The following is a 24161-nucleotide window of genomic DNA, read 5'->3' on the forward strand; positions in this document are numbered from 1 at the left end:
CTTCGGCCGGGCCATCGATGGGATCAGCTGAAAGTTGCGTATCTTTTAGCGTTGTCCAATGGTAATGGCCAGCATTGGCTGCCTCTTAATTGTGGAAAATCAACGGGGTATGGAATCCCTTATGACGAGGATCACTCGCACCCGGCTCCATGTCGAAAGAGGTCGATTTCTTACACTCCGAGTGACGTTCGCAACCCATAATTGATTAACGGCTGGTAAATCAGGCTTGACTCATAAATGTTGCTGTGCAGCTATTGCGGTGCAGCATGAAAGTGCTGACGGCAATCGACAGGCCGTTTCCAGTCCTTATGGAGAGTAAAAATGGAACAGAATGTTGAAAAGCATGAGTACGAAACGCCAAACCTGACAGTACATGGTTCAATCGAAACCATCACCCAGGGCGGCGGTGGCAGCACGGCAATCGACGCGTCGTTTCCCGCGCACACCCCGATCGGCGACCTGACGTTCTCCTGAGACTAGCCTGATTCTGGAGGAATGACGTTGGGCCTCAAGAATCGAAGACAATGAAATGGAGCCGGGGATGAAAAATCCCCGACTTTCCGTTGAACTTGATGACGCGTAGACCGTGTGTTGCAAACGAGGTTTTAGGATGAACTGGAACCCATCCGAGCACGATTGCGTAAAGGCCACCAAGGACGCCGTTGCTTGCGAATTCGGCGATGGCCTCGCGCTTCTCAACCTGAAGTCCAATATCTATTACAGCCTCAACGGCGTCGGCGCCTTCATCTGGGAACTGATCCAGGAACCCAAGCCGATCGCGGATATCCGCAGCGCCGTCCTCGCTCGCTACAATGTCGACGCCGAACGCTGCAAGGCCGACGTCGACGCATTGCTGAAAGGCCTGGCGGAAAACGGGCTTGCGAGGCTTGAGCATGAGGCACTCGTCTAGGCAGGTGTCGCAGAAGGCCATGGTTGCGCGGCAAAGACCTGTGACGCAGAGAAATCCCCGGCCGATGAAGCAGCGGCCTGGCAGGCGCAGCGTGGCCAGGATTTTGTCCTTGAGCGGCTCGGAAGCGCTTTTCCTGTGCCGCTGCCTGCTGGTGGTCACGACCGTCCGGCTCGGGCTGACATTGTTCTCCTACAACCGCGTCCGCGGGATGGTGACGCGGCTCAACGCGCACCAATGTGCCAGCATGGGCGAGTTGCGGCTTGTCGCCTGGGGGGTTGCTGCCGCCGCACGGTTCGTTCCGGGCGCCACATGCCTGACCCAGGCGCTGTCGGGCCAATACCTGCTCGCGCGCCAAGGCAATGCGTCGAACATCCGCATCGGCATCGAGCGCGGCACGGGCGAGCAATTGAAGGCCCATGCCTGGCTGGTCAGCGATAACCACATCGTGCTTGGCGGATCCGTCGATGGTTTCGCCCACCTGGTCGACCACGGCAGCCGATGAGCGGCCTAGCCGGAATCCTGCTTCGACAAGGCCCCGCGCCGGCTGAAGCGGCGAGCGACATCCAGCAGATGCTGGCGCGCATGCGCCATCGTGGTCCCGACGGGACGTCGTGGTGGCAGGACAGCGGCGTCGCGCTTGGCCATGCCTGGCTCAACACCACCGACGAAGCCGGCCCCGGCCCGCTGACCATGGCCGGCGGCAAGCTGGCCATCACCGCCGATTGCCGGCTAGATAACCGCGACGAGCTGCTCGCAAGGCTCGGCATCAGGGACAACTCAGTCGCCGATGCGGCGTTGCTGATGCGGGCCTATCTGCGCTGGGGTGAAACGTGCCCCGTGCATCTGCAAGGCGACTTCGCCTTTGCCATCTGGGATGCCGAGCGGCAGCTTTTGTTTTGCGCGCGAGACCATTTCGGGGTCAAGCCTTTCTATTACCACGCAGCGGAACGCCGCTTTGCCTTTGCCTCCGAGATCGGGCCAATGCTCGGCCTCGACGGGGTCGGCGCGCGCCTCAGCGAGCACCGGATTTCGGGGTTCCTGGCAGGGCTGCCTGATGACCCACAGTCCACGCCCTACAGCGACATCTTCGCCCTGCCGGCGCGTCACAGCCTCACCGTCACCGTGCAACGTCTGGTGCTGCGCCGGTACTGGCAGATCGAACCAACCCAGCGCGCACCGCGGCCTGATGCGGCGGAGGAATTCGCCCATCTGTTCGCGCAATCGGTCCGCAACCGCATGCGAGGAAGTCCGTCGATCGGCGCGATGCTGAGCGGCGGCCTCGATTCATCCTCGATCACCTGCGTGGCGGGATTGCAAAATGCGGCCGAGCGCAAGCCGAGGCTACCGACCTTCTCACTCGTGTTCGAAAAGGGTTCATCGATGGACGAGCGCCCGTTCATCGATGCCGTGCTCGATCAGCAGAAAGCCGATCCGACGTTCATCCCAGTCGGCAATTATGCACCCTTCGCAGAATTCGAACGGGTGCTGGAAGAACAGGAAGGCACGTTCCTGGCGCCGGGCCTGACGCTGACCCGCGGTATCTATCGGACGGCCGGCGCCAAGGGCATCAAGGTGCTCCTCGACGGCCATGGCGGCGACGAGGTCGTTTCACAGGGACATGGCCATCTGCACGAGCTTGCCAATGGCGGCAGATGGCTGGACCTTTGGCGCGAGGTCCGCAGTGCCTCCAACACCTATGGCGACAGCACGCTCGGCCTGTATTTCCAGTTCCTGACCATCTACGGGCCGGCCTGGCGCATCGCCAGGCTGAGACAGCTGGGGAATCGAGCCCTGAACAGAATGCGCAGGCCCGCCCGGTCGCAGCGTGGCCGCAGCTGGCGCGACCTGATCAATCCGGACCTTGCCAGGCGAACCGAGCTCGTCGACCGGTTCCATCGGGCTGGCTACATGCCGCCTGGCGTCCAAGCCAGCGACGCGCTCAGCCATCGCTGGATCCTGTCCAACGGCTATGTTCCGCACTCTTTCGAGGTTCTGGACAAGGCCGCCGCCAATTTCGGCGTCGAGCCGCGGTACCCCTTCTGGGACAAGCCGCTGGTGGAATTCTGCCTCGGGCTGCCGGGCGAGGAGAAGCTCCGTCATGGGTTTGGCCGCTACGTGCTGCGCCGGGCCATGGAGGGCATCCTGCCGGCGGCGGTACAGTGGCGGCGCGACAAGATCGATTTCACCGCCAATCTGGTCAACGGCATGGTGCGCAACCATCGCGACCTGCTGGAGCAGTTGCTGGTCGGCGATGCGGGCCGCATCGCACCCTATGTCAACCTGCCGGAAGTAAACGCCGCCTATGCGCGGCTGCTGCGCCAGCCGGACCAGGCGGCACCGCTCGATGTCCAGTATGTCTGGCGCTCGGCGTCGCTGTCGCTGTGGCTGCGGCAGGTCCAGCATGGCGGGAGCCCCGCATGATGTCTCGCCATGAGCCGTTCGCCGGCGATCTCGACCGTCTTCCCAGCCGCGACAGGACAGCGGGAGAACGAAGTTACTACCGGGCCTACGGCCTGCTCATCGCGTCCGACGTGTCGCTGCCCGAACTGGAGCCGGCCGACCCGGCAACGGCCGACATCGAGATCGTCATCGGCCCGATCGATATGCCCAAGCCTTCGGCGGAGGCAGCGACCGTCTTCCGTTTCGAGCCTGGCCGGCAGTATCTGGCCTGGGAGGCCGTCGGCGCATTCCTGATCAGCGACGCCCGCCGCATCGATGTCCAGCCGGCGCCCGGCGTCGGCGACAGCTTGCTTGCCTTCCCGTTGCTGGGGCCGGTGCTGGCGCTGCTGCTGCACCAGCGCGGCCTGCTGGTGTTGCATGCCAGCGCCATCGCGGTGACCGGCAGGGGCGCCATCTTCATGGGCGATAAGGGCGCCGGCAAATCGACGACGGCAAGCGCGCTGATCCGGGCCGGACACGACCTGCTCACCGACGACGTCGTGGCGCTCGATCTCACCAACCCGGACGAACCGATGATCGTTCCGGGATTTCCGCAGATCAAGCTTGCCGCCGATGCCGCGGCGGCGATCTCGCTTGAGCAAGCGCAAGTGCGACCGCAAGTGCATCCGGCGATCGAGAAGATGCAGCATCGCCTGCACGGCGCCTTCTCCGGCAACAGGGTGCCGGCGGCCAGGATCTACATCCTCGAGCGCCGCGAAAGGGCCGGGATCACCCTCCTGCCTCAAATCGCCGCCTTGCCAGCCATCATCAAATTCTCCTACGTGACGCGGTTTGGCCGCGCGGCGCTCTCCGGCGATTTCGCGGCGATACATCTTCGCCATTGTTCAGCGATTGCTAACCATGTCGGCGTGTGCCGGCTGGACGTTCCGACGGGCATCGACAGGATCGGCGAGGCTGTGGCGCTGATCGAAAAGGAATTGGCTGGAGATGCCTAGGTCATCGGTCTTCAGCCTGTCGCTGTTTCGCGATGTCGCGGCATTCGGCGCCGTCATTGCCCGGATCGGCGGACGACGAACCTGGACGGCGCTGCTGTTCCTGATCCTAGGCAGCCTGACGGAAGGCGTTTCCATCCTGCTGCTGGTGCCGTTGCTGCACCTGGTCGGCCGTGCCGACCAGGATTTCGCGGTAAGACTGCCCAATATCGATTTCCTGCGCTGGCTGGTGCCCGGCGGAACGCTGCAGCTGACCACGGTGCTTTGCGCGCTGGTCGGGCTTGTTGCCGTGCAGGCAGCCTTCAACCGCTTCAAGTCGGTGTACATGGCAAGGCTGCTCTTCGATTTCATCAACCGCTTGCGCATGAACCTGTTCGAGAGCATCGGCAAGGCGCGCTGGGGCGTGTTCACGCGCATGCGCGGCTCCGATCTCGACCATGCCCTGACCGGAGACATAGACCGCGTCCAAGGGGCGGCTTTTGCCCTGCTAATGCTGGTGCAGATCGCCGTGCTGCTGGCGGGCTATCTGGTGATTTCCATGTTCATATCGCCGGTCATGACGGCGTTTGCCGTCGTCATCGGCATCGTGATGTTCATAGCGCTGCAGCCCTTTCGCTCGCGAGCCACCGCCTTCGGCCGGATCCTGACGACCAATCGCCAGGACCAGTACCGCACGGTCTCGGAATTTCTGGGTGGCATCAAGGTGGCCAAGAGCCTGAATGTCGAGGCCAGCTATTTCGCGCAGCTGCAGGTCACGCTCGAAAAGATGAAGGCCGACAATATCGCCTATGTCCGCAACTCTTCGATCGGCACCGCCGTGTTCCAGGTGGCGAGCGTCGTGGGCTTGAGCGTCTTCATCTATGTGGCGTTGGTCCGCTTCCACCTGTCGCTGGCCGAGATCGTCGTGCTGCTCCTGGTCTTCATGCGCATCGCGCCGCGGTTCATGGACATGCAGACGCAGGCCCAGCAGGTGCTGATCAACCTGCCCGCCTATACGGCAATGCGCAACCTGCAGGCGCGTTTCGACGCCGAACGGGAGCCTGGCCATGTCGACTCCACGGATGCCCGCAAGCTGACCCTCGATACGGGGCTAAACATTCGCGACGTCTCCTTCGTCTACGACGACGGCGCCGCCAAGGCAGTGGTGAGCGACATCACCTTCGGCCTTCCGGCCGGCAAGGTCACGGCGCTCATCGGCCCGTCCGGGTCAGGCAAGAGCACGATCGCCGACATGCTGCTCGGGCTGCTCGAGCCGACCGCCGGCAAGATCCTCGTCGACGGCGTCGAGATCGATGCGGGCAATCGCCGCCGCTGGCGCGATCAGGTGGCCTATGTGCCGCAGGACGTGTTCCTGCTGCATGACACGATCGCGGCGAACCTGCGCCTCGCCGCGCCCCAGGCCAGCGAGGACGACTTGTGGAGGGCACTGCGCGCCGCTCACGCCGGCGATTTCGTGGACCGACTGGACCTGAGGCTGAATACCGTGGTCGGCGACCGCGGCGTGCGCCTCTCGGGCGGCGAGCGCCAGCGCATCGCGCTGGCACGTGCTTTGCTGCGCAAGCCGTCACTGCTCATCCTGGACGAGGCAACAAGCGCGCTCGACTGGCAGAACCAGTCGCTTATCGCCCGGTCGATCGACGGCCTGCGCGGCGCAATGACGATCCTGACCATCGCGCACCGGCCGTCGATGATCGCCTTCGCCGACTGGGTGGTGGCGATGGAAGATGGTCGTGTGGTGGAGGTCGGGCAATATCAGCGGTTGAAGGCGAAGCCGGGGAGCCGGTTGTCCCGGATGCTATCGGGAGAACAGTCGGAAACCGAACCCGCCGATGTGGCCTGAGGACGATGATGTCCCCGTTGATCTAATGCAGCCCCCGCCGGACGCTGCCCAGCTTCTCGCCCTCGGGCACGTCGGTGGAGTTCTGTTTTCTCTCGGCTTCGCGCAGCCTGTCGGCAGGCGTTGGCGCGCTCCTGGCGATCATGGCATAGACGACCGCGAAATAACCGGTCTGGATGACCACCGCGCAGATGATGACACGCAGCAGTGTCGTGCCAAGCGAAGCTCCACCCAGCCAGGACCAGGCGACGACGATCGCGAGCGCGAACAGCATCCCAACGATGAATTTTGGAAGCGACATACCCAACAGCCCATAAACCGGCTCGGGTTATATCCAACGATAGCCCCACCCGAGCGCCGTCCCTTGTGATGCGGGCTTGTTAAACCACCCGCTCTCGACCGGTTGCTTCCGGCCTTTCAACCTGTCGCCACCGTAACAGGTATAATTTGCAATTCTATTAAGGCGAGCAGAAGGCGGCAAGGGCAACCGCACATATTTTTGATTGAGCTTACGCGTTCGACTCTGCCATGCTGCAACGCACCCGGCCGCATTTCACTCAACCTGCAGCCATTGTAAATCTGGAGTACAACCCGTAATATTAGATGGTATTTTAGGTGAATAGTCTAGAATATAGCGTCGCCGTTAAGGACTCGTATGCTCCGGATCCCGACAGTGGGAACGCACCGCCCAAAAATCGCCCCAAAAACGTCCGGATTTTTTTATGCTTGCCCATTTATTGTCACAAATGTGCTAAAAATTCCGAAATTTGAGCAGGACTAGCTTATTATTTGGTCAATTCATGACGCGACTATTTCAGCGGCGTGGGAAATTGTGTGTTGCGCTGCAGCATTTTTTTGGTATCGTGCGGTAAACCATTCGTTGAACGCATGGAGTTTCCGTATGAGGGATATTGCCAAGTCGGCCACGGCGGGGTTTTCGCAGGCCGACACCGACTTTCCGCCGCCGATCGGCGGCCTCATCAAGCGGAGTTTCGACATCGTCGGTTCGCTGGCTGGACTGATCGCGCTCAGCCCGCTGTTCATCATGATAGCGTTGCTCGTCAAATTCTCCGATGGCGGATCGGTTTTCTACGGTCACCGCCGAATCGGGCGCGGCGGACGGCTCTTCTCCTGCCTCAAGTTCCGCACCATGGTTCCGGACGGCGACAAGGTGCTGGCCGCCTATCTCGCGACCAATCCAGAAGCCAATGCGGAATGGATAGCCACCCGCAAGCTGAAGAACGATCCACGCGTCACCCGCGTCGGAACGGTGCTGCGCAAGCTGAGCCTCGATGAATTGCCGCAGATCATCAACATCCTCCAGGGCGACATGAGCCTTGTCGGGCCTCGCCCGGTGGTCCGGGACGAACTTGAAATCTATGGCAGCGCGGCTGTCTACTATCTGAAGTCCCGGCCCGGGCTGACCGGCCTGTGGCAGGTCAGCGGCCGCAACGACGTTTCCTATGACAGCCGCGTCGCGTTCGACCGCCACTATGTCGAGAACTGGTCGCTGTTCGAGGACGTTCGCATCATCATCAGAACAGTGCCGGCCGTCTGGATGTCGCGCGGTTCTTACTGATCGGCCGGCAGGATCAAGGCATCCGGCGGCAAGCTCATCGGGCGATGGGGGCTAAAACGGATCGGAACGCTCAGTTGAAGATAGACATTTTCGAAGCCTTTGGCAGCGGCCCGCTTTCCGGCCGCTCGCGACTCGTGGCGACCTGCCTTGCGATGTCGTTCGCTTTTCCCCAGATGGCCGCCGCCGACGATTACCGTCTGGGCTCCCAGGACAAGCTCACCATCCGCATCGCCGAATGGCAGACCGTCGAAAGCACGTTCCGCGACTGGTCGTCGGTCAATGGCCAATATACGATCGGCCCGGCAGGCACGCTGTCGGTGCCTTTCGTCGGCGAGTTGCCGGCGGCCGGCAAGACCACGGCGGAGGTCGCCGCGGCGATCGGCGAGGCGCTGCAGCACAAGCTCGCTTTATCGGACAAGCCCGAAGCCTCGGTCGAAATGGCGCAGTTCCGCCCCTTCTACATTTCGGGCGAGGTGCAGAATCCCGGGCAATTTCCCTTTGTGCCCGATCTTACGGTGCTGAAAGCGATCAGCGTCGCCGGAGGCATCAGGCGCAACGCCGACTACGGTCCCCAGCTCGGCAAGGACCTGGTGACCGCCAAGGGCAATTTCGATATCTCCGACGACCAGCGCGTTCGGCTGATCGTCAAGCGCGCCCGCATCGACGCCGACATGGCGGGCAAGACGAGTTTTGAGGCACCCAAGGAGGTCGAAGGCGATCCCCGGCTGCCGACCATCGTCGCCGACGAGATGACAATCCTTACCGCCGACCAGAAGGCGCTGAAGCTCAAGCTCGAGGCGCTCGATGATCTCAAGGGTGTGCTGCAGGCCGAAATCGAATCGCTGCAGAAGAAGATCGTCAACCAGCAGAAGCAGGTCGACCTGGCCCAGCAACAGCTAGCCAGCATCGGTCCGCTGGCCCAGAAGGGCCTGGTGGCCAATGCGAGGCTTCTGGATTCGCAGCAGTCCGTCACCGACCTGCAGGGCAAGATCCTGGACTACGAGACAGCCATCCTGACCGCCAAGCAGGCGATCAGCAAGGCGACGCAGGACGCCATCGACGCCCAGAACACCTTGAGTTCGACCCTCGCCGCCGATCGCCAGCAGACCGAAGCCGACCTGAACGAGGCCGCGCTGAAGGTGAATATGCAAAAAGGCCTGATAGCCCAGGCCACGGATCCCGCGACGACGGCCGCCATCACCAACGACCAGCAACCTACCTTGCTCTATTCGCTGGTGCGCGATGTCGACGGCAAGACCACCGAGATCGCCGCCAAGGAAGACACACCGGTGCTGCCCGGCGATGTGATCAAGATCAAGCTGGCGCCGCTGGCCAGCCAGTAGAGACGCGGAACCGTCGCGCGGCCCGCCGCGTACGATCCATAGCGCAAGAACTTTGAGCCTCCGCCAAGCCTGCTTGGCGGAGGCTTTTGCTGATTGATCTTCAGCACCGGAAAACCAGAATGGCTGTTGACGCAATTCCGAACGGAACCGCTACGCGTTTTCCCGCGATGGCTTTAGCGGACACTCGTCATTACTCGGCTGCCGCGGGACGGTGAGGCCAAGCTGCCTGTCCAGCCTTCGCATCCGCCGGCTCGAAAGCCGGTGACCATCGCGTGCGGGTGACCGGCAACCGCGCCAGCTTGAAGAAGCTGAAATACATCAGGAATGAACCCATGATGTAGGGGTTGAGTATCTCGACCTCGACGAAGGAGCGGATGAGCAGCAGCACCATCACGCCGATGAGAACCACCGATTCGGCCTGCCATGTCTTGAAGATCACCGCCGCGATGTGGCCGAAGAGCGTGCGCAGCATGATCAGCGATATCAGCACGGCCCCGGTGAAGCCGAGTTCGACAAGGGCTTCGACATAGGTGTTGTGGAAATGGAAGCCGGTGCGGGTGCTGATGTAGAACTCGTTCCACAGCCGCTCCGCCTCGGCAAAGCCCTGCACCCAATAGGCGGCATAGCCGACGCCAAGGATCGGCGATCGCATCGCGGCGTTCCAGCCCTGCTCCCACAGATAAGTCCGCCCGGTGAGCGTCGAATCCTTGCCGAAGATGCCAAGCACGAAGTCCATGAGCCCGAGATTGAGGGCGACGATGGCTACCACGACGATCATGCCGGCGCCGACCAGGAAGATCACCCGGCGGTAGCGTCGCGACAAAAGCTTGCTCATCGCAAGAAGCGCCACCAGCGCCAGAACCGCCGGTATCGAGGCCATCGAGGTGGCGGAATGCGAGACGACCAGCACATAGGCCGACAACAGCACGACCGGCACGGTCAGCATGAAACTCAGCCGGCCACGCCGAAGGAAAGCAAGGAACACGACCGAGAAATAGATGCCGAGCGAGCCGACGAAGCCGATCTGGTTCTTGGAGGCGAAGGCGCCGACGAAATTATAGGTGCCGTCGAGGACATCCTCGGAATAGGCGCCGACCTTCAGCGAATAGAGCAGGACGAAGAATATGCCGACCAGAGCGCCTATCGTCAGGGTGCGGACGCTGACGGTGCGTGCGGCGACATAGGCGCAGGCGATATGGGACAAGTACTGGACCGCCGTTCTGGCGGTGACGCCGGGCGCCTGCGACCAGAACACGGAAAAGCCGATATAGGCCGCGAAGAGCAGCGGCAGCCAGGCGCTGGACAGTTGCCGCAGGAAACGCTGGTAGTCGACCAGAATGAGCGGAAGCCAGACGGCATAATAGGCCAGGATCAGCACCTGGCCGAAAATGACGGAATAGGAGAACGCCCAGATCGAAACGGCAATGGCAAAGCTGCCATAGACCGAATTCTTCTCGGGATCGACGAGCAGGGATTTGGGAATTTTCATCTCACGGTCCCGTCGACACGACCCAGGACCGGCAGGCCGCAAACCAGCCGGCATTTCCGCAAACAGGGTCGTACAAGAAACGGCGTCTCCATTGTGCAGTGCAATATAACCTATCGCACCCCGTGCTCAATGGCAAATCCGGTCACCTTGTCTTACAGCGCGGCGATCGCCGAGAGACCGCTTGCCAGCAACCGACCAATCGGACGCGCGCTCCGGCTGCCCATCGGGAACGAGTCGCTGCCCTTGATGTTCCTTGGTCCATGGGTATGCCGAAATCGGCCCGCCATGGTGGGTATGGTGGAAAAGCTGCGCGACCAGTTCGAAGGAGCCGCGCCATAATCCGTCCGATTGGCCCAGACGATCCGGCCGCATGCCGGCTTGAACTCGGCCCGCGGTAACCTCACACTCCCTGGGGCGGGGCGTCACACGGGTCAGCCAACATGGACAGGGGAATGACATGCCGATGAACTTTGCGGGACGCTTCGCCGGCCGGTCGGCGGTGATCACCGGAGGCGCCTCGGGCATCGGCCTGGCGGTCGCGCAGAGGATCGTCGACGAAGGCGGGCGCGTCTGCGTCTGGGATCGCGATCCCGCACAGATCGAACAGGCGAAAGCCATTGTTCCCGGCCTGCGTGGAGTGACGTTGGACGTTGCGGATGCGGCAAGTGTGGAGGTCGCCGCACGATCGACGATCGAAGCCTTCGGCGGGGTCGACATACTGGTCACCAGTGCGGCCATCACCGGCCCCAACATGACCACCTGGTCCTATTCGGTCGAGGACTGGCGTGGGGTCATCGACATCAACATCAACGGCGTCTTCTACTGCAACAAGGCGCTGGTGCCACACATGCTCGAGCGCAACTATGGCCGCATCGTCAACATCGCCTCGATCGCCGGCAAGGAAGGCAATCCCAATGCTTCCGCCTACAGCACCTCGAAGGCGGCGGTGATTGGCCTGACCAAGTCGCTCGGCAAGGAACTCGCCAAGACCAAGGTGACGGTCAATTGCGTGACGCCGGCCGCCGTGCGCACCGCGATCTTCAAGCAGATGAAGCAGGAGCACATCGATTTCATGCTCTCCAAGATACCGATGGCGCGGTTCGGCGAGGTCGAGGAGGTGGCGGCGCTGATCTCATGGATCGCCTCGGAGGAATGCTCGTTCACCACGGCCGCCGTGTTCGACGTCTCGGGCGGCCGCGCCACCTATTGATGCACTACAAATCCGCGTGAGCAGGCAACGAATATGCCATCGCCGGCGTCTAGTCGGTATGGAAGGTGTAGAAACGGCAAACATTTCAGACAGTCCCACGGGCGGGACCTTTCGCCGCGACCTCGGCGTCCAGGGCGAGGAATGGAGGCGAGAGGGCTGGTTCAGGGCTACAGCTACTGAGCCTTTTCGGGTATTCTCGACGAGAATTGTTTTCCATCCCTGCCCTTTCATGGTGGTTTCGGCCTGATGAACCTTCACGGCGTCGCCAGACCGGCTTACCGTGCCTTCGAAATGCTGCATGGCCTTGGAACCGAAATCCTGTCGACTCAAGGCAATCACCCCACCGTCGACAGTTGGTGTGTGCGCGACGGAAATTCGTTGACCGTGCCGATTTCCAACTTCGCCTTGCCGCGGCATCCGATCGCGAACGAGACCGTGCAGATTCAATTTGAGAATGCACGGCGGCCCGACATGGCAACCATCCGATGCGTCGATGCAGCAAATGCCAACCCCAAGACGCCATGGGTGAAGATGGGAAGTCCCGATTACCTGAGCCGAGCAATGGTAGAACATTTGCATGCGGCCTCGGCGATGCCGGAACAGGCGCAAGCGATCCCCTTCAGCGATCATGCCCTTCTGGTCGATGTCACCGTACCGGCACAGGGCGTTGCCGCCATCAGGCAGGAGTTTTTATCGTTTGCTTAGAGCAGATCCCGCCGCGCTGGCCGATGACGAACTGCTGGACCACTGTCAACGCGCCGCCTTCGGCTATTTTCTGGAGAACGTGAACCCCGACAACGGGCTGGTCGCCGACACGTCGCGGCCCAATTCGCCGTGCAGCATCGCCGTCGTCGGGTTCGCCCTGTCCTGCTATCCGATCGGCGTCGAACGTGGCTGGATAGCGCGCGACGCGGCTGCCCGCCTGACCCTTGCGGCGCTACGCTTTTTCCAGACCAGCACGCAAGGCAGCGGTCACGACGTCACCGGCCACAAGGGTTTTTACTACCACTTTCTCGACATGAGGAGCGGCTTGCGCGTTTGGCGCTGCGAACTGTCGATGGTGGATACCGCCCTGCTGATCGCCGGCATGCTGGTGGCGAGCGCGTATTTTTCCGGCGACAGCGACGACGAAGCCGAAATCCGCCACCTGGCCGAGGCGCTTTACAGGCGCGTCGACTGGCGATGGGCGCAAGGCAGCAGCCCGACGCTCCGCCAGGGCTGGAAGCCGAGGAGCGGCTTTCTGCATTATGGCTGGGAAGGCTATAACGAGGCGACGATCCTCTATGTGCTGTCGATGGCCTCTCCGGACCGCCCGACCTCGGACGACAGCTACGAGGCCTGGACGGCGACCTATCAATGGGAAAACATCTACGGCCACGACGTGCTCTATGGCGGGCCGCTGTTCATGCACCAGTTCTCGCATGCCTGGATCGATTTCTCCGGCATCCGCGACGCTTTCATGCGGGAGAAGAATTCGGACTATTTCGAAAACAGCCGCCGCTCGACATACCTTCACCGCGACTACGCCCGGCACAACCCTTACGGCTTTGACGGCTATGGCGAGAATTTGTGGGGCCTTTCGGCCGGAGACGGACCGGGCGGCTTCCGCGCCAGCGTGGAGCGGCGGACCCACAGGTTTTCCGGCTATGCCGCGCGCGGCGCGCCTTTCGGACCGGATGACGGGACAATCGCGCCATGGTCCTATCCGGCGTCGTTGCCCTTTGCGCCGGACATTTGCCTGGCGGCGCTGCGTCACCTCGTCGATCGTTATCCGGAGGTACTCGACAATTTCCGGCTGCCGAGCGGTTTCAACCCGACATTGGCCAACCGGCGCAGATTCGGCCGCGCCGGCTGGGTGTCGGAAGGCCATTACGGGCTTGACCAGGGCATCGCGGTGATGATGATCGAAAACCACCGTTCCGGACTGATCTGGGAGTTGATGCGTTCCAATCCCCATATCCGTCGCGGCCTGGACAAGGCGGGTTTCACCGGCGGATGGCTGTCGCGGCCGGTATCCGGAGGGCGCGATGTCGCGTGAACCGACGAGAACCGCCGTCTTCCCTCTCGACAGCAACGACGTCGAACTGATCAGGGGCGCGCATCCCGCGCACTGGAAGAACCCGACCCCGAACGGCCTCTACAATCTCGTCGTCATCGGCGCCGGGCCGGCCGGGTTGACCGCCGCGCGTGACGCCGCGAGCCTTGGCGCGAAGGTCGCGCTGATCGAACGCGGGCTGATCGGTGGTGCCTGCGTCAATGTCGGCGGTATTCCGTCGAAGTCGATCATCCGCACGGCCAGGCTCTATGCCGATATGCGCGATGCCGAGAGCTTTGGCGGCGACCCGCCAGACCACCTTCGCGTCGACTTTCAACGGGCGATGACACGGATGCGGCAGATACGGCAGCGGATCAGCCGTGCCAATTCGGCCGTTTCCGTCGCAGCCGAGGGCATCGACCTCTATTTCGGCGAAGCGCGCTTCGGCGGACCGGACACCGTCGTGGTCGCGGACAGGACCCTGCATTTCAAGAAGGCATTGGTCGCGACGGGGGCGCATGCCAGCGGGCCCGCGATCCCAGGGCTTGCCGAGGCCGGTTATCTCGACAACGAGACCATGTACGACCTTACGCAATGCCCGCCGCGGCTCCTCGTCATCGGCGGAGGGCCGCTCGGCTGCGAGATGGCGCAGGCCTTCTGCCTGCTCGGCGCCAAGGTCATCCTGGCGCAGAGCGATCCGATGTTCCTGCCCGGCGAGGAGCGCGACGCCGCTCAGATCCTTTCGGATGCGCTGGCACGCGAGGGGATCGAGGTGCGGCTGAACACCGAAGTGGTGGCGGTGCGGATGGAGGGCGGAAAGAAGGCCGCCGACCTGATGCGGGATGGCGACATGACGACGATTTCGGTCGATGAGATCATCACCGGCGTCGGCCGTTCACCCAACGTCGATGGCCTGGGCCTCGATGAGGCCGGCGTGGCCTATGACGTCAACGGCATCAAGGTCGACGATTATCTGCGATCCACCAACCCACATGTCTACGCGGCGGGCGACGTCTGCCTCGAATACAAGTTCACCCACACCGCCGAGGCAGCAGCGCGCATCGTCGTGCGCAATGCCCTGTTTCGCGGCCGCGAAAGGCTCAGCGAACTGGTTATCCCCTGGTGCACCTATACCGATCCGGAGATCGCCCATGTCGGTCTCTATCCGCTGGAGGCGCGGCGCAACGGCATTCCCGTCAAGACCTATACGGTCCTGATGCACGATGTCGCCCGCGCCGTGATGGACGGCGAGGAGGAAGGGTTCGTCAAGATCCATGTCAGGGAGGGGTCCGACCGCATCCTGGGGGCGACGGTCGTCGCCAGCCATGCCGGCGAGATGATCAACGCAGTGACCCTCGCTATCCGGTCGGGCATGGGATTGCATGCGTTGGCCGACGTCATCCATCCATTCCCGACACAGGCGCAAGGCATCAAGATGGCGGGCGACGCCTACAGACGGACACGGTTCACTTCATTGCGCAGGCGCCTGGCGGCCCGCTGGCTGGCCTGGTCCAGGCGATAAGCCTTTGCGCTCGGTCCCAGCCGGACCCGCATTGCGGCCGATCCGCAAGGCAAGCGCGCCGGGCATCAGACCATGATCCAGCGCTTGACGAAGGCACGGTTCGGCTAAACAAGTCGAAGCTGATTTCTGAGGTGGCGGAGGCCTCGTTAATGTCGTCCGAGAAAGAGCTTGCGCCGCTACTCCTGGCGCGAAGCGTCGGGCGTCCGCTTTGAGCGCGCGGCCCGACGTCGACATGCCGGCGCACGGCAGCCGGCGACGCGTGCTGATCGTGTGCCATGAGCCGGCGTTTCCGCCGACTTCCGGCGCGGATCTGCGCAACTATCGCAATGCCGTGGCGGCGGCCGCGTTCGGACCGGTCTGCCTGGCCTCGGTGCGGCCCAGGGCCATCGCCATGACCGCGCCCGATCCGCTTATCCGCACCGAGGCGCTGTCGATCGAGGGAGAGCCCCGGACGGCTTCCATCGGATGGTGGCGCCTAAGGGAGGAGCATCGCATTTCGCGCGCGGCGCTGGCGCGGCTGGAAGCACTGATCCTGGAGTTCCGCCCGGACACCGTCGTGGTCGAGAGCATCGGCCTGTTCAAGCTGCTGCGGCCTTTGCGCTCGCTGGCAAAGCAGCTCATCCTCGATATGCACAATGTCGAGTCCGACCTGTCCGCGCAGATGAAACGCGCCGAAGCCACCGCATCGCGCTTTTCCGTGGCCGCATCGGGGCCTGGCATCAGGCATCTCGAAAGAAAGGCGCTCGCCCTTGTCGACAGGGTCTGGGTCTGCTCGAACGAGGACCGCGAGAAGCTGATGCGCGTTGCCGGGCGCACGATGCCCATCGATGTCGTTCCCAATGGAATTCCCAACGTCGAGGCGATTCCCGATATGCTGCCCGCGGAACCGTCGGCCGACAGCGGCTTTCCGGTGATCCTTTTCATAGGTCATCTCGGCTATCCTCCGAATGTCGACGCCGCCGGGCGATTGGCCCGGACAATATTGCCCCGCATCCGCCAGGCCTTGCCCGACGCTAAGCTGGTTCTGGCCGGACGCGGCCCGGAACCGCCCGTGCTGGCCCTGGGCGGATTGCCCGATGTCGAGCTCGTCGAAGATCCCGAAAGCGTGGCGCCGCTCCTGTCCGGCGCGCATCTCAGCATCGTCCCGCTCCGGGCGGGCGGGGGCACGCGCATCAAGATCCTGGAGGCGATGGCCTGGGGGGTGCCGGTGATCGCGACACCGCTCGCGGCCGAGGGCCTGGGCCTGGTCGCGAACGACGAGGTGCTGCTGTCGGCCAGCGACGAAGGCCTGGCCGCCATGGCCGTCCAACTTTCAATCGACGCCGGGCGCCGGGCAAGGCAGCGCGTGCGCGCCCATCAGGCCGTATGGGCAAGGTTTGGCCCGCAAGCGATCCGCGATGCCATCCGTATCGGGCTTGCCCTGGAGAGTGACGGCGATGACGACCAGCCATCTCCGAGCACCCCATGAGCCGCCGATGGTCCCGCGGATCCTGCACCAGACGTGGAAGACCGACAACGTCCCGAACGCTTCGAGGCCTATGCCGAGCCCTGGAGCGCACTGGGGTCGCGGTGTCCTACCGGTCCGTTCGCACACGCCACGCGGAGCCCGGTTGCCAGGGTCAGTCGTGCAGATCCCGCGCAATCGGCGGGCCGACCGAAAATCCGGAGAACGTGACTTCGAAACCTTCACGCTGCGGCGAACAGCACATCACGCCGACATCGACCATCCTCGAGGTCGGGAAATAGGCGAGCCGCACCGGCTTCCAATGCCCGTCGGAAGCGTCGAGATACTGGACGCGGACCGCCTCGCCGTGGCGGGTCAGGCGGATCCTGACGCCGTCAGGGCCGGCGGCAATGGCCACCAGCGACCAGTCCGAGGTGTCGTTGGTGACGACGACGGAGAAATAGGCAAGGCCATCGGTGTATTCGATGCCGGCCTTGATCCAGTGCGTTTCGCTCAGTCGGACCATCAGCCCGGCCTGGTCGTAAAGCACCTCGTAGTCGCCCTTGACGGTCACTTCGGCGGTGAAATCGCCCTCGACCCGCCGATACAGGAAGTGGCCGTTGTCGCGCCAGAAGCCATAGAAGGTCTGACGCCAGAAATCGGTTTCCTTGCCGGTGCGCACGCGCACGCCATCACCTTCGATCGCATGGTGCGGCGGCGGGTTGAGCCAAGTCAGGTCCTGCAATGTCATCCCTTTGCACCGGTCCGTTTCCAGAGGAGGTGACGGTCCGCCGGCGGTCGGCCGGCGCGCCTGATCATCCCGCGAACGTATAGGCGGTCTTTACCGTGGTGTAGAACTCCATGGCATAGCGGCCCTGTTCGCGCGGACCGAAGCTCGAACCCTTGCGACCACCGAAAGGAACGTGGAAATCGACGCCCGCCGTCGGCAGGTTGACCATCACCATGCCGGCTTCGGAGTTGCGCTTGAAATGCGTGGCGTGCTTGAGGCTCGACGTGCAAATGCCAGAGGTCAGGCCGAACGGAGTGTCGTTGGCAACGGCAAGCGCCTCGTCATAATCCTGGACCCGGATGACGCTGGCGACGGGGCCGAAAATCTCCTCGCGCGAACTGCGCATGGCGTTGGTGGCCTCGGTCAACAGCGCCGGCTTGAGATAGAAGCCCGGCGTCTTGCGGTCGAGCCGTTCGCCGCCGAAAGCGAGCGTGGCGCCTTCGCGGACGCCGATGGCGATATAGTCTTCGTCCTGCTTAAGCTGGGTCGCGTCGACGACCGGGCCGATCTGGGTCCGCGCGTCGAGCGCGTCGCCGATCACCAGTTTATCCATGCGCTCCTTGAGCGCGTCGACGAAACGGTCGTGGATGCCTTTGGTGACGATCAAACGCGACGAGGCCGTGCAGCGCTGGCCGGTCGAGAAGAAGGCGCCGTTCAGCGCGCAATCGACAGCGACCGCGAGATCGGCATCGTCGAGCACGACCAGCGGATTCTTGCCGCCCATTTCAAGCTGGAACTTGCGCATGTGCTCGACGCTTGCCGCCGCGACGCGCTTGCCGGTTCCCACCGAGCCGGTGAAGGAGATGGCGTTGACGTCGGGACTGTCGAGCATCGCCTGGCCGACCACCGAGCCCTTGCCCATGACGAGGTTGAGCACGCCCTTGGGCAGGCCGGCGCGATGCAGGATGTCGACGATGGACCAGGCGCTTTCGGGAACGAGCTCGGCCGGTTTGAAGACGATGGTGTTGCCATGGGCCAGCGCCGGAGCGATCTTCCAGGCGGGAATGGCAATAGGGAAATTCCACGGTGTGATGATGCCGACCACGCCGACCGCTTCGCGCGTGATCTCGACGCCAACGCCCGGCCGCACGCTTGGCACCACCTCTCCCGACAGGCGCAATGTTTCGCCGGCAAAGAAATCGAATATCTGGGCGGCGCGGATGGTCTCGCCAATGCCCTCGGCCAGCGTCTTGCCTTCCTCACGCGCCAAATTGCGGCCGAGTTCGTCCTTGCGCGCCACGATCTCGTCGGCCGCCTTTTTCAGCACCGCATGGCGCGCCAGCGGACCGGAACGGGACCACGCTGGAAACGCCGCCTGGGCGGCCGCTATCGCCTGGCCCGCCTGTTCGACCCCCGCCGAAGCATATTCGCCGACGACGTCGCCGGTATCCGAGGGGTTGATGTTGCGGGAGCCGGCATCGCCGACCCATTCACCATCGATGAGGTTCTTTCGAAACGCTGTCATGTCCTTGCCTTCCTGGCTGTTGGCCGCGCGGCGGCATCTGTCTGAAGTGGTATTTGCCAGACAATTGCCTTGCGGGAAAGCGCGCACGTGTCTGGAGACCGCGACAAAAATCCCCGGGCTGCGCTCATGCCTTCGGGGCAGCGGCGACCGAGCCTCATCGCCAAGCAATCCGGCCAACATGGGCGGGCAGCGCTCCGGGTCAAGGCCGGAGGGCCCTGTACAGATATGTCCACAATCTTGATTTGCCTTGTGTGGCGTGTCATGCGTCGTCGAGATGGCAGCACTCGAAACGACGATCCAGCGCGCCGCCGCCACCGGCAACATCAAGGCTACTCGCGAAGACTGGCTGAAGCTGGCGCTTGAAACCCTGATCTCGGACGGTGTCGAACGCGTCCGTGTGCTGACGCTTGGCCAGCAACTCGATGTCTCGCGCTCGAGCTTCTACTGGTATTTCAAGAGCCGGCAGGATCTGCTCGACCAATTGCTGGACCACTGGCGGCAGACCAATACCCGATTCATCGTCGAGCGTGCCGCACGCCCTTCCGCGACTGTCATTCGCGGGGTGATGAGCATTTTCGAATGCTGGGTCGACGAAAAGCTGTTCGATCCCCGGCTGGATTTCGCCATCCGGGCATGGGCTCGCCGCTCCCCCAGCATCCGGCGTGCGCTCGACGAGGCCGACGAAGAACGCGTCACTGCCATCCGCGGCATGTTCTTGCGTCATGGCTATGAGGAGGAAGACGCGTTCGTTCGCGCTCGCGTGCTCTATTTCATGCAGATCGGCTACTATTCGCTCGAACTCAACGAGCCGATGAGCAGCCGCCTGCCGCATGTTGCCGCGTATCTGCGCAGCTTCACCGGCCAGGAGCCTTCGGCTGCGGATGTCGAGGATTTTTCGCGCTACGTCGCGAAAGCGGTCTCCGGCGGCCGGTAGCCGAAGACTCCGAACTCGCGATCCCAATAGCGCTTCGCCATGGAACGAAGACCAGGCGGCGATAGGATGGTAAGTTCCGGCTAAAGCGTAAACGACCAGAACAGGCAGGCCACCGTGGCGGCGGCAAAGATCACGAAGAACAGGCTGCGCAGCAGCACGTTGCGGCGCAACTCGTTCATGACGAAGTGGCAACCGACGACCGCCACGGCAAACAGGAACCGCCAGTTCAACAGCGCCAGAAGGGCGCTGCCCTGACCGAAGGCCCATCGGGCGAGCAGGCCGCCGACGATGGTGGCGAGCAGCACGATGACAGTCCAGAAGATCGCATCGGCGGCATGGAGGAGGACGATACTGGCCGCGCGGATCGGCAGGATCATCATCAACAGCGCGCTAAAGAAAAAGGCCGCGGCAAGCGGAATGAACGTTCCGGCGTCGGCGATGCCGTCGAGACGCTTGACGCCGATCACGCCATAGGGATAGCCGTGGCGGGCCACCGCAAGGCTCAGCGCCATGAGCAAGGCGGTCAAGACGGCGACGAGGGCGAAGGTCGTGAGGGCTTTGCTCATGGTGTTCCTGTCCTGGGCGAATCAGACAGGAACCGGTGTAACCGATGGTCGTAAATTGCGCGTAAGCGGTCACCCGCCGCGGGCATCCCGAAGGGGATGACCGTCAGGGCAAAGCCACTCGGCGACGACCAGGTCGACCGCAGCGCGCGCCGCCCGCCTCCGGCAGATCAGCTCCAGGCGTGCAGCGGCGGATTTTCGCCGTTGAGGAAATATTTGCCGAGGATCGAATATTTCCAGCGCACCGGATCGTGCAGCGTGTGCGTGCGGGCGTTGCGCCAATGGCGGTCGAGATTGTGTTCGGCCAGCGTCGAGCGCGTGCCGGCCAGTTCGAACAGCTTGTTCGTTGCGGCGATGGCGATCTCGGTCGACAGAATTTTTGCTTCCGCGGTGACGATCTGGGCATGCGCGACCGTCTCGGCTGTCGGCTCGGCCACCGCCTTGTCGATGGCATGACCGGCCTTTTCGAGCAGCGCCTGCGCCGCGTGCAGGCGCAGCGTGAGGTCGCCGATAGCCTGGATGGTGTAGGGATCATCCCAGGCATTGTCGAAGCCGCTGTCGATCCAGGCGCGACTCCTGGTCCTGACAAAGTGAACCGTCTCGTCGATCGCCGCCTGGGCGATCCCCGTGTCCACCGCCACCTGGATGATCTGGAAGATGGCGCCGTCGGCGGTCGGCTTGTCGTAGCCCTTGTAGCCCGGCACCAGATACGTCTTCGGCACCTTGACGTTGTCTATGATGACAGTGCCGGAGAGCGTCGTGCGCTGGCCGAAGCTCGACCAGTCGTCGATGACGGTCAGGCCGGGCGCGCCGCGGTCGGCGATGGCATACCAGGCGCGACCTTCGTCATCGAGCGCCACGATCGGCACCAGATGGGCAAGCAGCGCGCCGGACGAATAGAATTTGCGGCCGTTGACGACGACATGGTCGCCGGCATCGGTGAAGCGGGTTTCGAAATCGGCGGCGCGCTTGGAGCCGAACTCGGAAAAGGCGTTGCCGAACCGGGTGCCCTTCAGCGCCTCGGTGAACAGCAGTTTCTGCTGTTCCACATCCGACACGGTGCGAATGGCGGCGATGACGCCGAGATGGTTTTGCGCGACTTGGCCGATTGAGGAATCGGCCGCCGAGATGATCTCGATCACCTTGGCCAGCGTCGCATAGGACAGTTCCGGCCCGCCGAATTCCTTCGGCACATTGATCGACCACAGGCCGCTTTGGGAAAAGGCGTCGAGCTCGGCAACCGGCCAGATACGCTCGCGGTCGCGCCTGGACGAGTCCTTGATGAATTCGGCGGCGAGCGCATGGGCGACGGCGATCGCCTCCGCATCGTCCCTGATGATGTGTGCTGGTGCCGAGGGCCTTGCGACCGGCGGTACGGCGGCGGAAGCATGGTCTGTCTTGACGGTCGAGACGGTCATTTCATTGCTCCTTCAAAATTCGGTTCAGGCAACGGCGTGGAGACGGGATGGCTTGGCGGCGGGCGACGGCTGCTGGCCGAGATAGAGCGCCCTGATATCCTCGCGCTGGCGAAGATCGGCGGCCGCGCCGGATAGGACTGAGACGCCGCTTTCGAGCACAGTGGCGTGGTCGGCATAGCGAAGCGCGACCGCCGAGTTCTGCTCGGCGACCAGGATCGACAGACCGGTCTCGCGGTTGAGTTTTTTCAGCGTCTGAAAAATGTCCTGCACGATGAGCGGGGCAAGCCCCATCGAGGGCTCGTCGAGAACCAGGAGGCGCGGCCGCGACATCAGCGCGCGGCCGATGGCAGTCATCTGCTGCTCGCCACCGGAGGTGAGGCCGGACAATGTCCGACGCTTTTCCCTGAGGCGCGGAAAACAGGAATAAACCCGTTCGAGGTCCGCGTTGATCTCGGCGCGGCGGCCGCTGCGGCCGATGCCGCCGGCGACCAGGTTTTCCTCGACTGTGAGGCTCTTGAAACAGTGACGGCCTTCCAGCACCTGGACCAGCCCGGCGCGTACGAGATCGCCCGGCTTGCGGTGAGAGACATCCGAGCCATCATAGCGGATGGAACCGGCGTTGACCTGGCCGCGCTCTGCCGGCAGCAGATTGGAGACGGCTTTCAACGTGGTGGTCTTGCCGGCGCCGTTGGCACCGAGCAGCGCCAGAATCCCGCCCCGCCTGATCTCGAAGCTGACGCCATGCAGCGCCGTGATGGCGTTGATATAGCTGGCGTGGACCGCGTCCACGGCCAGGATGATGTCGTCGTTCGGCATGGCTGTTCCCGTGCTTTGCGGATGCGCCGGGCGCCGAGGACGGTGTCCACGGCGCCCGCCCGGAAATCAGTTGGTGGTCACGGCGTTGGCATCGTCGGCCGTGCGCAGCTTGATGCCCTTCTCGGCGGCATAGGCCTCGGCCGACTTCTCGATGATCGGCCGCAGCAGCGCCCAATCCGGCGCGATCCAGTCGGAAACGACGTTCCACTTCTTGCCGTCCCACTGCTGGAAGGTCACGTAGCCCTCGCCCTCGTGGTTGTCCCAGCTGACATTGATCGAGTGGAACAGGTCCTTGGCCCCGAGCGCTTCTACCTTGGACGGGTCGAGCTTGAGGTGTTCGAAGCCCCAGCGGACTTCGTCGCCGGTCAGCGTGCGATGGCCGAACTTCTCCTGCGCGACGCGGATCGCCTCGACATTCAGGATGCCGTTGACGATGCCGAGATTGTGGTAGACCGAGCCGATGCGCGACTTGTCTTCGAGATTGCCCTTGCCGGCGCCGTAGACGGTCTTCACGATCTCCTGCACCACCGGATAGGTGCTGCCCGAGGCCTGGGTGGTGATGGCGGTGTAACCCTTGGCGGCATCGCCGGCGGGGATGACGTCCTCTTCCGAATTCGACCAGACATTGCCGACGATGTGGTCGACGGGGTAGCCGACCTTGACCGCCGTCTTGAGCGCCACCGGGTTCATCACACCCCAGCCGCGCAGGACGACGAAATCAGGTTTGGCGCGGCGGATGGTCAGCCATTGCGACTGCTGCTCGTTGCCGGGATGCGGCACTTCGATCTGCTGCACGGTGAAGCCGTATTTCTGCGCCAGCAATTCATAGATCGGGATGGTCTCCTTGCCGTAGGGCGAGCCGTGATAGAGCACGACGATCTTCTTGCCCTTCAGCTTGTCGATGCCGCCTTCCTTGGCGGCGATGTAGTTCACGATGCCTGACGTCTCGCTGTAGGGGTTGAGCAGCAGCGGGAAGACGTAAGGGAAGACGCGCCCGTCGGTGGAGTCGGTGCGGCCGTGGTTGACCGTGATCAGCGGCACCTTGTCGGCGGTGATACGGTCGATCATCGCATAGGCGATGCCGACCGAGAGCGGGTTCCAGGCAGCGGCACCCGCATGGCTCTTCTGCCGCTCGTAGCATTCGACGCCGCGCTCGACCTCATACTGGGTCTCGCACTCGTCCCAGGTCAGCTTGACGCCGTTGACGCCGCCGTCGCGGATGTTGATGAGGTTGAGATAGTCGATGAAGCCGCCGAAGAAGCCGGTGCCGCCGGCCGCGTAGGGTCCGACGCGATAGCTCTGCAGCGGGAAATATTGCTCGTCGGCATGAGCGGATGGCAAGGCCACCGACACGATCATCGCCGCGGACAATGCCGCCGCCTTGATGGTGCTGAGGAAGGTCATGGCTAGGGTA

At 63.2% G+C, this 24161-nt stretch carries 22 protein-coding genes; 14 read left to right on the plus strand and 8 right to left on the minus strand.

What is annotated here, in order from left to right; translation table 11 throughout:
- Positions 1-321: 321 nt before the first annotated feature.
- The 6 genes from X739_RS1000000167620 to X739_RS161555 all read left to right on the plus strand — a co-directional run bounded on the left by X739_RS1000000167620 (position 322) and on the right by X739_RS161555 (position 6142).
- Entirely contained in the window at positions 322-474 is a 153-nt protein-coding gene (locus X739_RS1000000167620; protein WP_015314225.1) for a lasso peptide, read from the plus strand.
- 136 nt (positions 475-610) lie between these two features.
- Positions 611-910: a PqqD family protein gene (locus X739_RS161575; protein ID WP_015314226.1), complete on the plus strand. Its 300-nt coding sequence runs from the start codon at positions 611-613 to the stop codon at positions 908-910.
- Between the two features lie 109 nt (positions 911-1019).
- Positions 1020-1412 carry a lasso peptide biosynthesis B2 protein gene (locus tag X739_RS161570; RefSeq protein ID WP_245273778.1) on the plus strand — a complete coding sequence of 131 codons (393 nt, stop codon included), beginning with the start codon at positions 1020-1022 and terminating at the stop codon, positions 1410-1412.
- A complete protein-coding gene (locus tag X739_RS161565) occupies positions 1409-3331 on the plus strand; it encodes a lasso peptide isopeptide bond-forming cyclase (protein ID WP_023792854.1) in 1923 nt (640 codons plus the stop codon). The genes X739_RS161570 and X739_RS161565 overlap by 4 nt, the downstream gene beginning before the upstream one ends.
- A complete protein-coding gene (locus X739_RS161560; RefSeq protein WP_023792858.1) occupies positions 3328-4305 on the plus strand; it encodes an HPr kinase in 978 nt (325 codons plus the stop codon). Before X739_RS161565 ends, X739_RS161560 begins: the two co-directional genes overlap by 4 nt.
- The gene (locus tag X739_RS161555; protein WP_023792862.1) at positions 4298-6142 is read left to right on the plus strand and encodes an ABC transporter ATP-binding protein; all 1845 of its coding nucleotides are present in this window, start codon (positions 4298-4300) and stop codon (positions 6140-6142) included. The genes X739_RS161560 and X739_RS161555 overlap by 8 nt, the downstream gene beginning before the upstream one ends.
- 22 nt (positions 6143-6164) lie before the next feature.
- Here X739_RS161555 and X739_RS161550 read toward each other — a convergent pair whose 3' ends face one another.
- Positions 6165-6440, minus strand: coding sequence for a hypothetical protein (locus X739_RS161550; protein WP_023772463.1), 276 nt, complete (start codon positions 6438-6440; stop codon positions 6165-6167).
- A 600-nt stretch (positions 6441-7040) separates the two neighbouring features.
- Between X739_RS161550 and X739_RS161545 the strand changes: the two genes are divergently transcribed.
- Together X739_RS161545 and X739_RS161540 are read left to right on the plus strand one after the other, a co-directional pair.
- Positions 7041-7718: a sugar transferase gene (locus X739_RS161545; RefSeq protein ID WP_015314232.1), complete on the plus strand. Its 678-nt coding sequence runs from the start codon at positions 7041-7043 to the stop codon at positions 7716-7718.
- Between the two features lie 86 nt (positions 7719-7804).
- A complete protein-coding gene (locus X739_RS161540) occupies positions 7805-9061 on the plus strand; it encodes a polysaccharide biosynthesis/export family protein (protein WP_032922086.1) in 1257 nt (418 codons plus the stop codon).
- Positions 9062-9251: 190 nt separating this feature from the next.
- On the opposite strand, the gene X739_RS161535 is transcribed toward X739_RS161540, so the two are convergent.
- On the minus strand, positions 9252-10550 hold the full coding sequence (locus tag X739_RS161535; protein ID WP_023792867.1) for an O-antigen ligase: 1299 nt from the start codon (positions 10548-10550) through the stop codon (positions 9252-9254).
- A 457-nt stretch (positions 10551-11007) separates the two neighbouring features.
- Between X739_RS161535 and X739_RS161525 the strand changes: the two genes are divergently transcribed.
- From X739_RS161525 to X739_RS0133750, 5 genes are all read left to right on the plus strand, one after another.
- On the plus strand, positions 11008-11760 hold the full coding sequence (locus tag X739_RS161525; protein WP_023772459.1) for an SDR family NAD(P)-dependent oxidoreductase: 753 nt from the start codon (positions 11008-11010) through the stop codon (positions 11758-11760).
- 192 nt (positions 11761-11952) lie between these two features.
- Positions 11953-12465, plus strand: a complete 513-nt coding sequence (locus X739_RS161520) for a hypothetical protein (protein WP_084056105.1) — start codon at positions 11953-11955, stop codon at positions 12463-12465.
- Positions 12458-13798, plus strand: a complete 1341-nt coding sequence (locus X739_RS161515; protein WP_023781681.1) for a glucoamylase family protein — start codon at positions 12458-12460, stop codon at positions 13796-13798. Before X739_RS161520 ends, X739_RS161515 begins: the two co-directional genes overlap by 8 nt.
- A complete protein-coding gene (locus X739_RS161510) occupies positions 13788-15317 on the plus strand; it encodes a mercuric reductase (protein WP_023781682.1) in 1530 nt (509 codons plus the stop codon). Before X739_RS161515 ends, X739_RS161510 begins: the two co-directional genes overlap by 11 nt.
- A 208-nt stretch (positions 15318-15525) precedes the next feature.
- On the plus strand, positions 15526-16785 hold the full coding sequence (locus tag X739_RS0133750) for a glycosyltransferase family 4 protein (RefSeq protein ID WP_245273779.1): 1260 nt from the start codon (positions 15526-15528) through the stop codon (positions 16783-16785).
- Positions 16786-16936: 151 nt separating this feature from the next.
- Here the strand turns inward: X739_RS0133750 and X739_RS161505 are convergent, their stop codons facing one another.
- Both X739_RS161505 and X739_RS161500 read right to left on the minus strand, forming a co-directional pair.
- Positions 16937-17512, minus strand: a complete 576-nt coding sequence (locus X739_RS161505) for a DUF1349 domain-containing protein (RefSeq protein ID WP_023792883.1) — start codon at positions 17510-17512, stop codon at positions 16937-16939.
- A gap of 64 nt (positions 17513-17576) precedes the next feature.
- Positions 17577-19016: an aldehyde dehydrogenase family protein gene (locus X739_RS161500; protein ID WP_023792887.1), complete on the minus strand. Its 1440-nt coding sequence runs from the start codon at positions 19014-19016 to the stop codon at positions 17577-17579.
- A 274-nt stretch (positions 19017-19290) separates the two neighbouring features.
- Here X739_RS161500 and X739_RS161495 point away from each other — a divergent pair, with 274 nt between their 5' ends.
- Positions 19291-19950, plus strand: coding sequence for a TetR/AcrR family transcriptional regulator (locus X739_RS161495; protein ID WP_023772453.1), 660 nt, complete (start codon positions 19291-19293; stop codon positions 19948-19950).
- Between the two features lie 80 nt (positions 19951-20030).
- On the opposite strand, the gene X739_RS161490 is transcribed toward X739_RS161495, so the two are convergent.
- The 4 genes from X739_RS161490 to X739_RS161475 all read right to left on the minus strand — a co-directional run bounded on the left by X739_RS161490 (position 20031) and on the right by X739_RS161475 (position 24151).
- Positions 20031-20516, minus strand: coding sequence for a hypothetical protein (locus X739_RS161490; RefSeq protein ID WP_023772452.1), 486 nt, complete (start codon positions 20514-20516; stop codon positions 20031-20033).
- A gap of 167 nt (positions 20517-20683) precedes the next feature.
- Positions 20684-21931, minus strand: a complete 1248-nt coding sequence (locus tag X739_RS161485) for an SfnB family sulfur acquisition oxidoreductase (RefSeq protein ID WP_023772451.1) — start codon at positions 21929-21931, stop codon at positions 20684-20686.
- Positions 21932-21955: 24 nt separating this feature from the next.
- Positions 21956-22747, minus strand: a complete 792-nt coding sequence (locus tag X739_RS161480) for an ABC transporter ATP-binding protein (RefSeq protein ID WP_023772450.1) — start codon at positions 22745-22747, stop codon at positions 21956-21958.
- A 66-nt stretch (positions 22748-22813) separates the two neighbouring features.
- On the minus strand, positions 22814-24151 hold the full coding sequence (locus X739_RS161475; RefSeq protein ID WP_023772449.1) for an ABC transporter substrate-binding protein: 1338 nt from the start codon (positions 24149-24151) through the stop codon (positions 22814-22816).
- Positions 24152-24161 lie beyond the last annotated feature (10 nt).

The organism is Mesorhizobium sp. LNHC209A00 (assembly GCF_000502915.1).
In the GTDB taxonomy this organism is placed as follows: Bacteria; Pseudomonadota; Alphaproteobacteria; order Rhizobiales; family Rhizobiaceae; genus Mesorhizobium.

Excerpts from the sequence above, each read along its gene's own strand:
- X739_RS1000000167620 (WP_015314225.1), top strand. The coding sequence starts at position 322 with ATGGAACAGAATGTTGAAAAGCATGAGTACGAAACGCCAAACCTGACA.
- X739_RS161575 (WP_015314226.1), top strand. The coding sequence starts at position 611 with ATGAACTGGAACCCATCCGAGCACGATTGCGTAAAGGCCACCAAGGAC.
- X739_RS161565 (WP_023792854.1), top strand. The coding sequence starts at position 1,409 with ATGAGCGGCCTAGCCGGAATCCTGCTTCGACAAGGCCCCGCGCCGGCT.
- X739_RS161560 (WP_023792858.1), top strand. The coding sequence starts at position 3,328 with ATGATGTCTCGCCATGAGCCGTTCGCCGGCGATCTCGACCGTCTTCCC.
- X739_RS161555 (WP_023792862.1), top strand. The coding sequence starts at position 4,298 with ATGCCTAGGTCATCGGTCTTCAGCCTGTCGCTGTTTCGCGATGTCGCG.
- X739_RS161550 (WP_023772463.1), bottom strand. The coding sequence starts at position 6,440 with ATGTCGCTTCCAAAATTCATCGTTGGGATGCTGTTCGCGCTCGCGATC.
- X739_RS161545 (WP_015314232.1), top strand. The coding sequence starts at position 7,041 with ATGAGGGATATTGCCAAGTCGGCCACGGCGGGGTTTTCGCAGGCCGAC.
- X739_RS161535 (WP_023792867.1), bottom strand. The coding sequence starts at position 10,550 with ATGAAAATTCCCAAATCCCTGCTCGTCGATCCCGAGAAGAATTCGGTC.
- X739_RS161525 (WP_023772459.1), top strand. The coding sequence starts at position 11,008 with ATGCCGATGAACTTTGCGGGACGCTTCGCCGGCCGGTCGGCGGTGATC.
- X739_RS161510 (WP_023781682.1), top strand. The coding sequence starts at position 13,788 with ATGTCGCGTGAACCGACGAGAACCGCCGTCTTCCCTCTCGACAGCAAC.
- X739_RS161505 (WP_023792883.1), bottom strand. The coding sequence starts at position 17,512 with ATGACATTGCAGGACCTGACTTGGCTCAACCCGCCGCCGCACCATGCG.
- X739_RS161500 (WP_023792887.1), bottom strand. The coding sequence starts at position 19,016 with ATGACAGCGTTTCGAAAGAACCTCATCGATGGTGAATGGGTCGGCGAT.
- X739_RS161495 (WP_023772453.1), top strand. The coding sequence starts at position 19,291 with ATGGCAGCACTCGAAACGACGATCCAGCGCGCCGCCGCCACCGGCAAC.
- X739_RS161490 (WP_023772452.1), bottom strand. The coding sequence starts at position 20,516 with ATGAGCAAAGCCCTCACGACCTTCGCCCTCGTCGCCGTCTTGACCGCC.
- X739_RS161485 (WP_023772451.1), bottom strand. The coding sequence starts at position 21,931 with ATGACCGTCTCGACCGTCAAGACAGACCATGCTTCCGCCGCCGTACCG.
- X739_RS161480 (WP_023772450.1), bottom strand. The coding sequence starts at position 22,747 with ATGCCGAACGACGACATCATCCTGGCCGTGGACGCGGTCCACGCCAGC.
- X739_RS161475 (WP_023772449.1), bottom strand. The coding sequence starts at position 24,151 with ATGACCTTCCTCAGCACCATCAAGGCGGCGGCATTGTCCGCGGCGATG.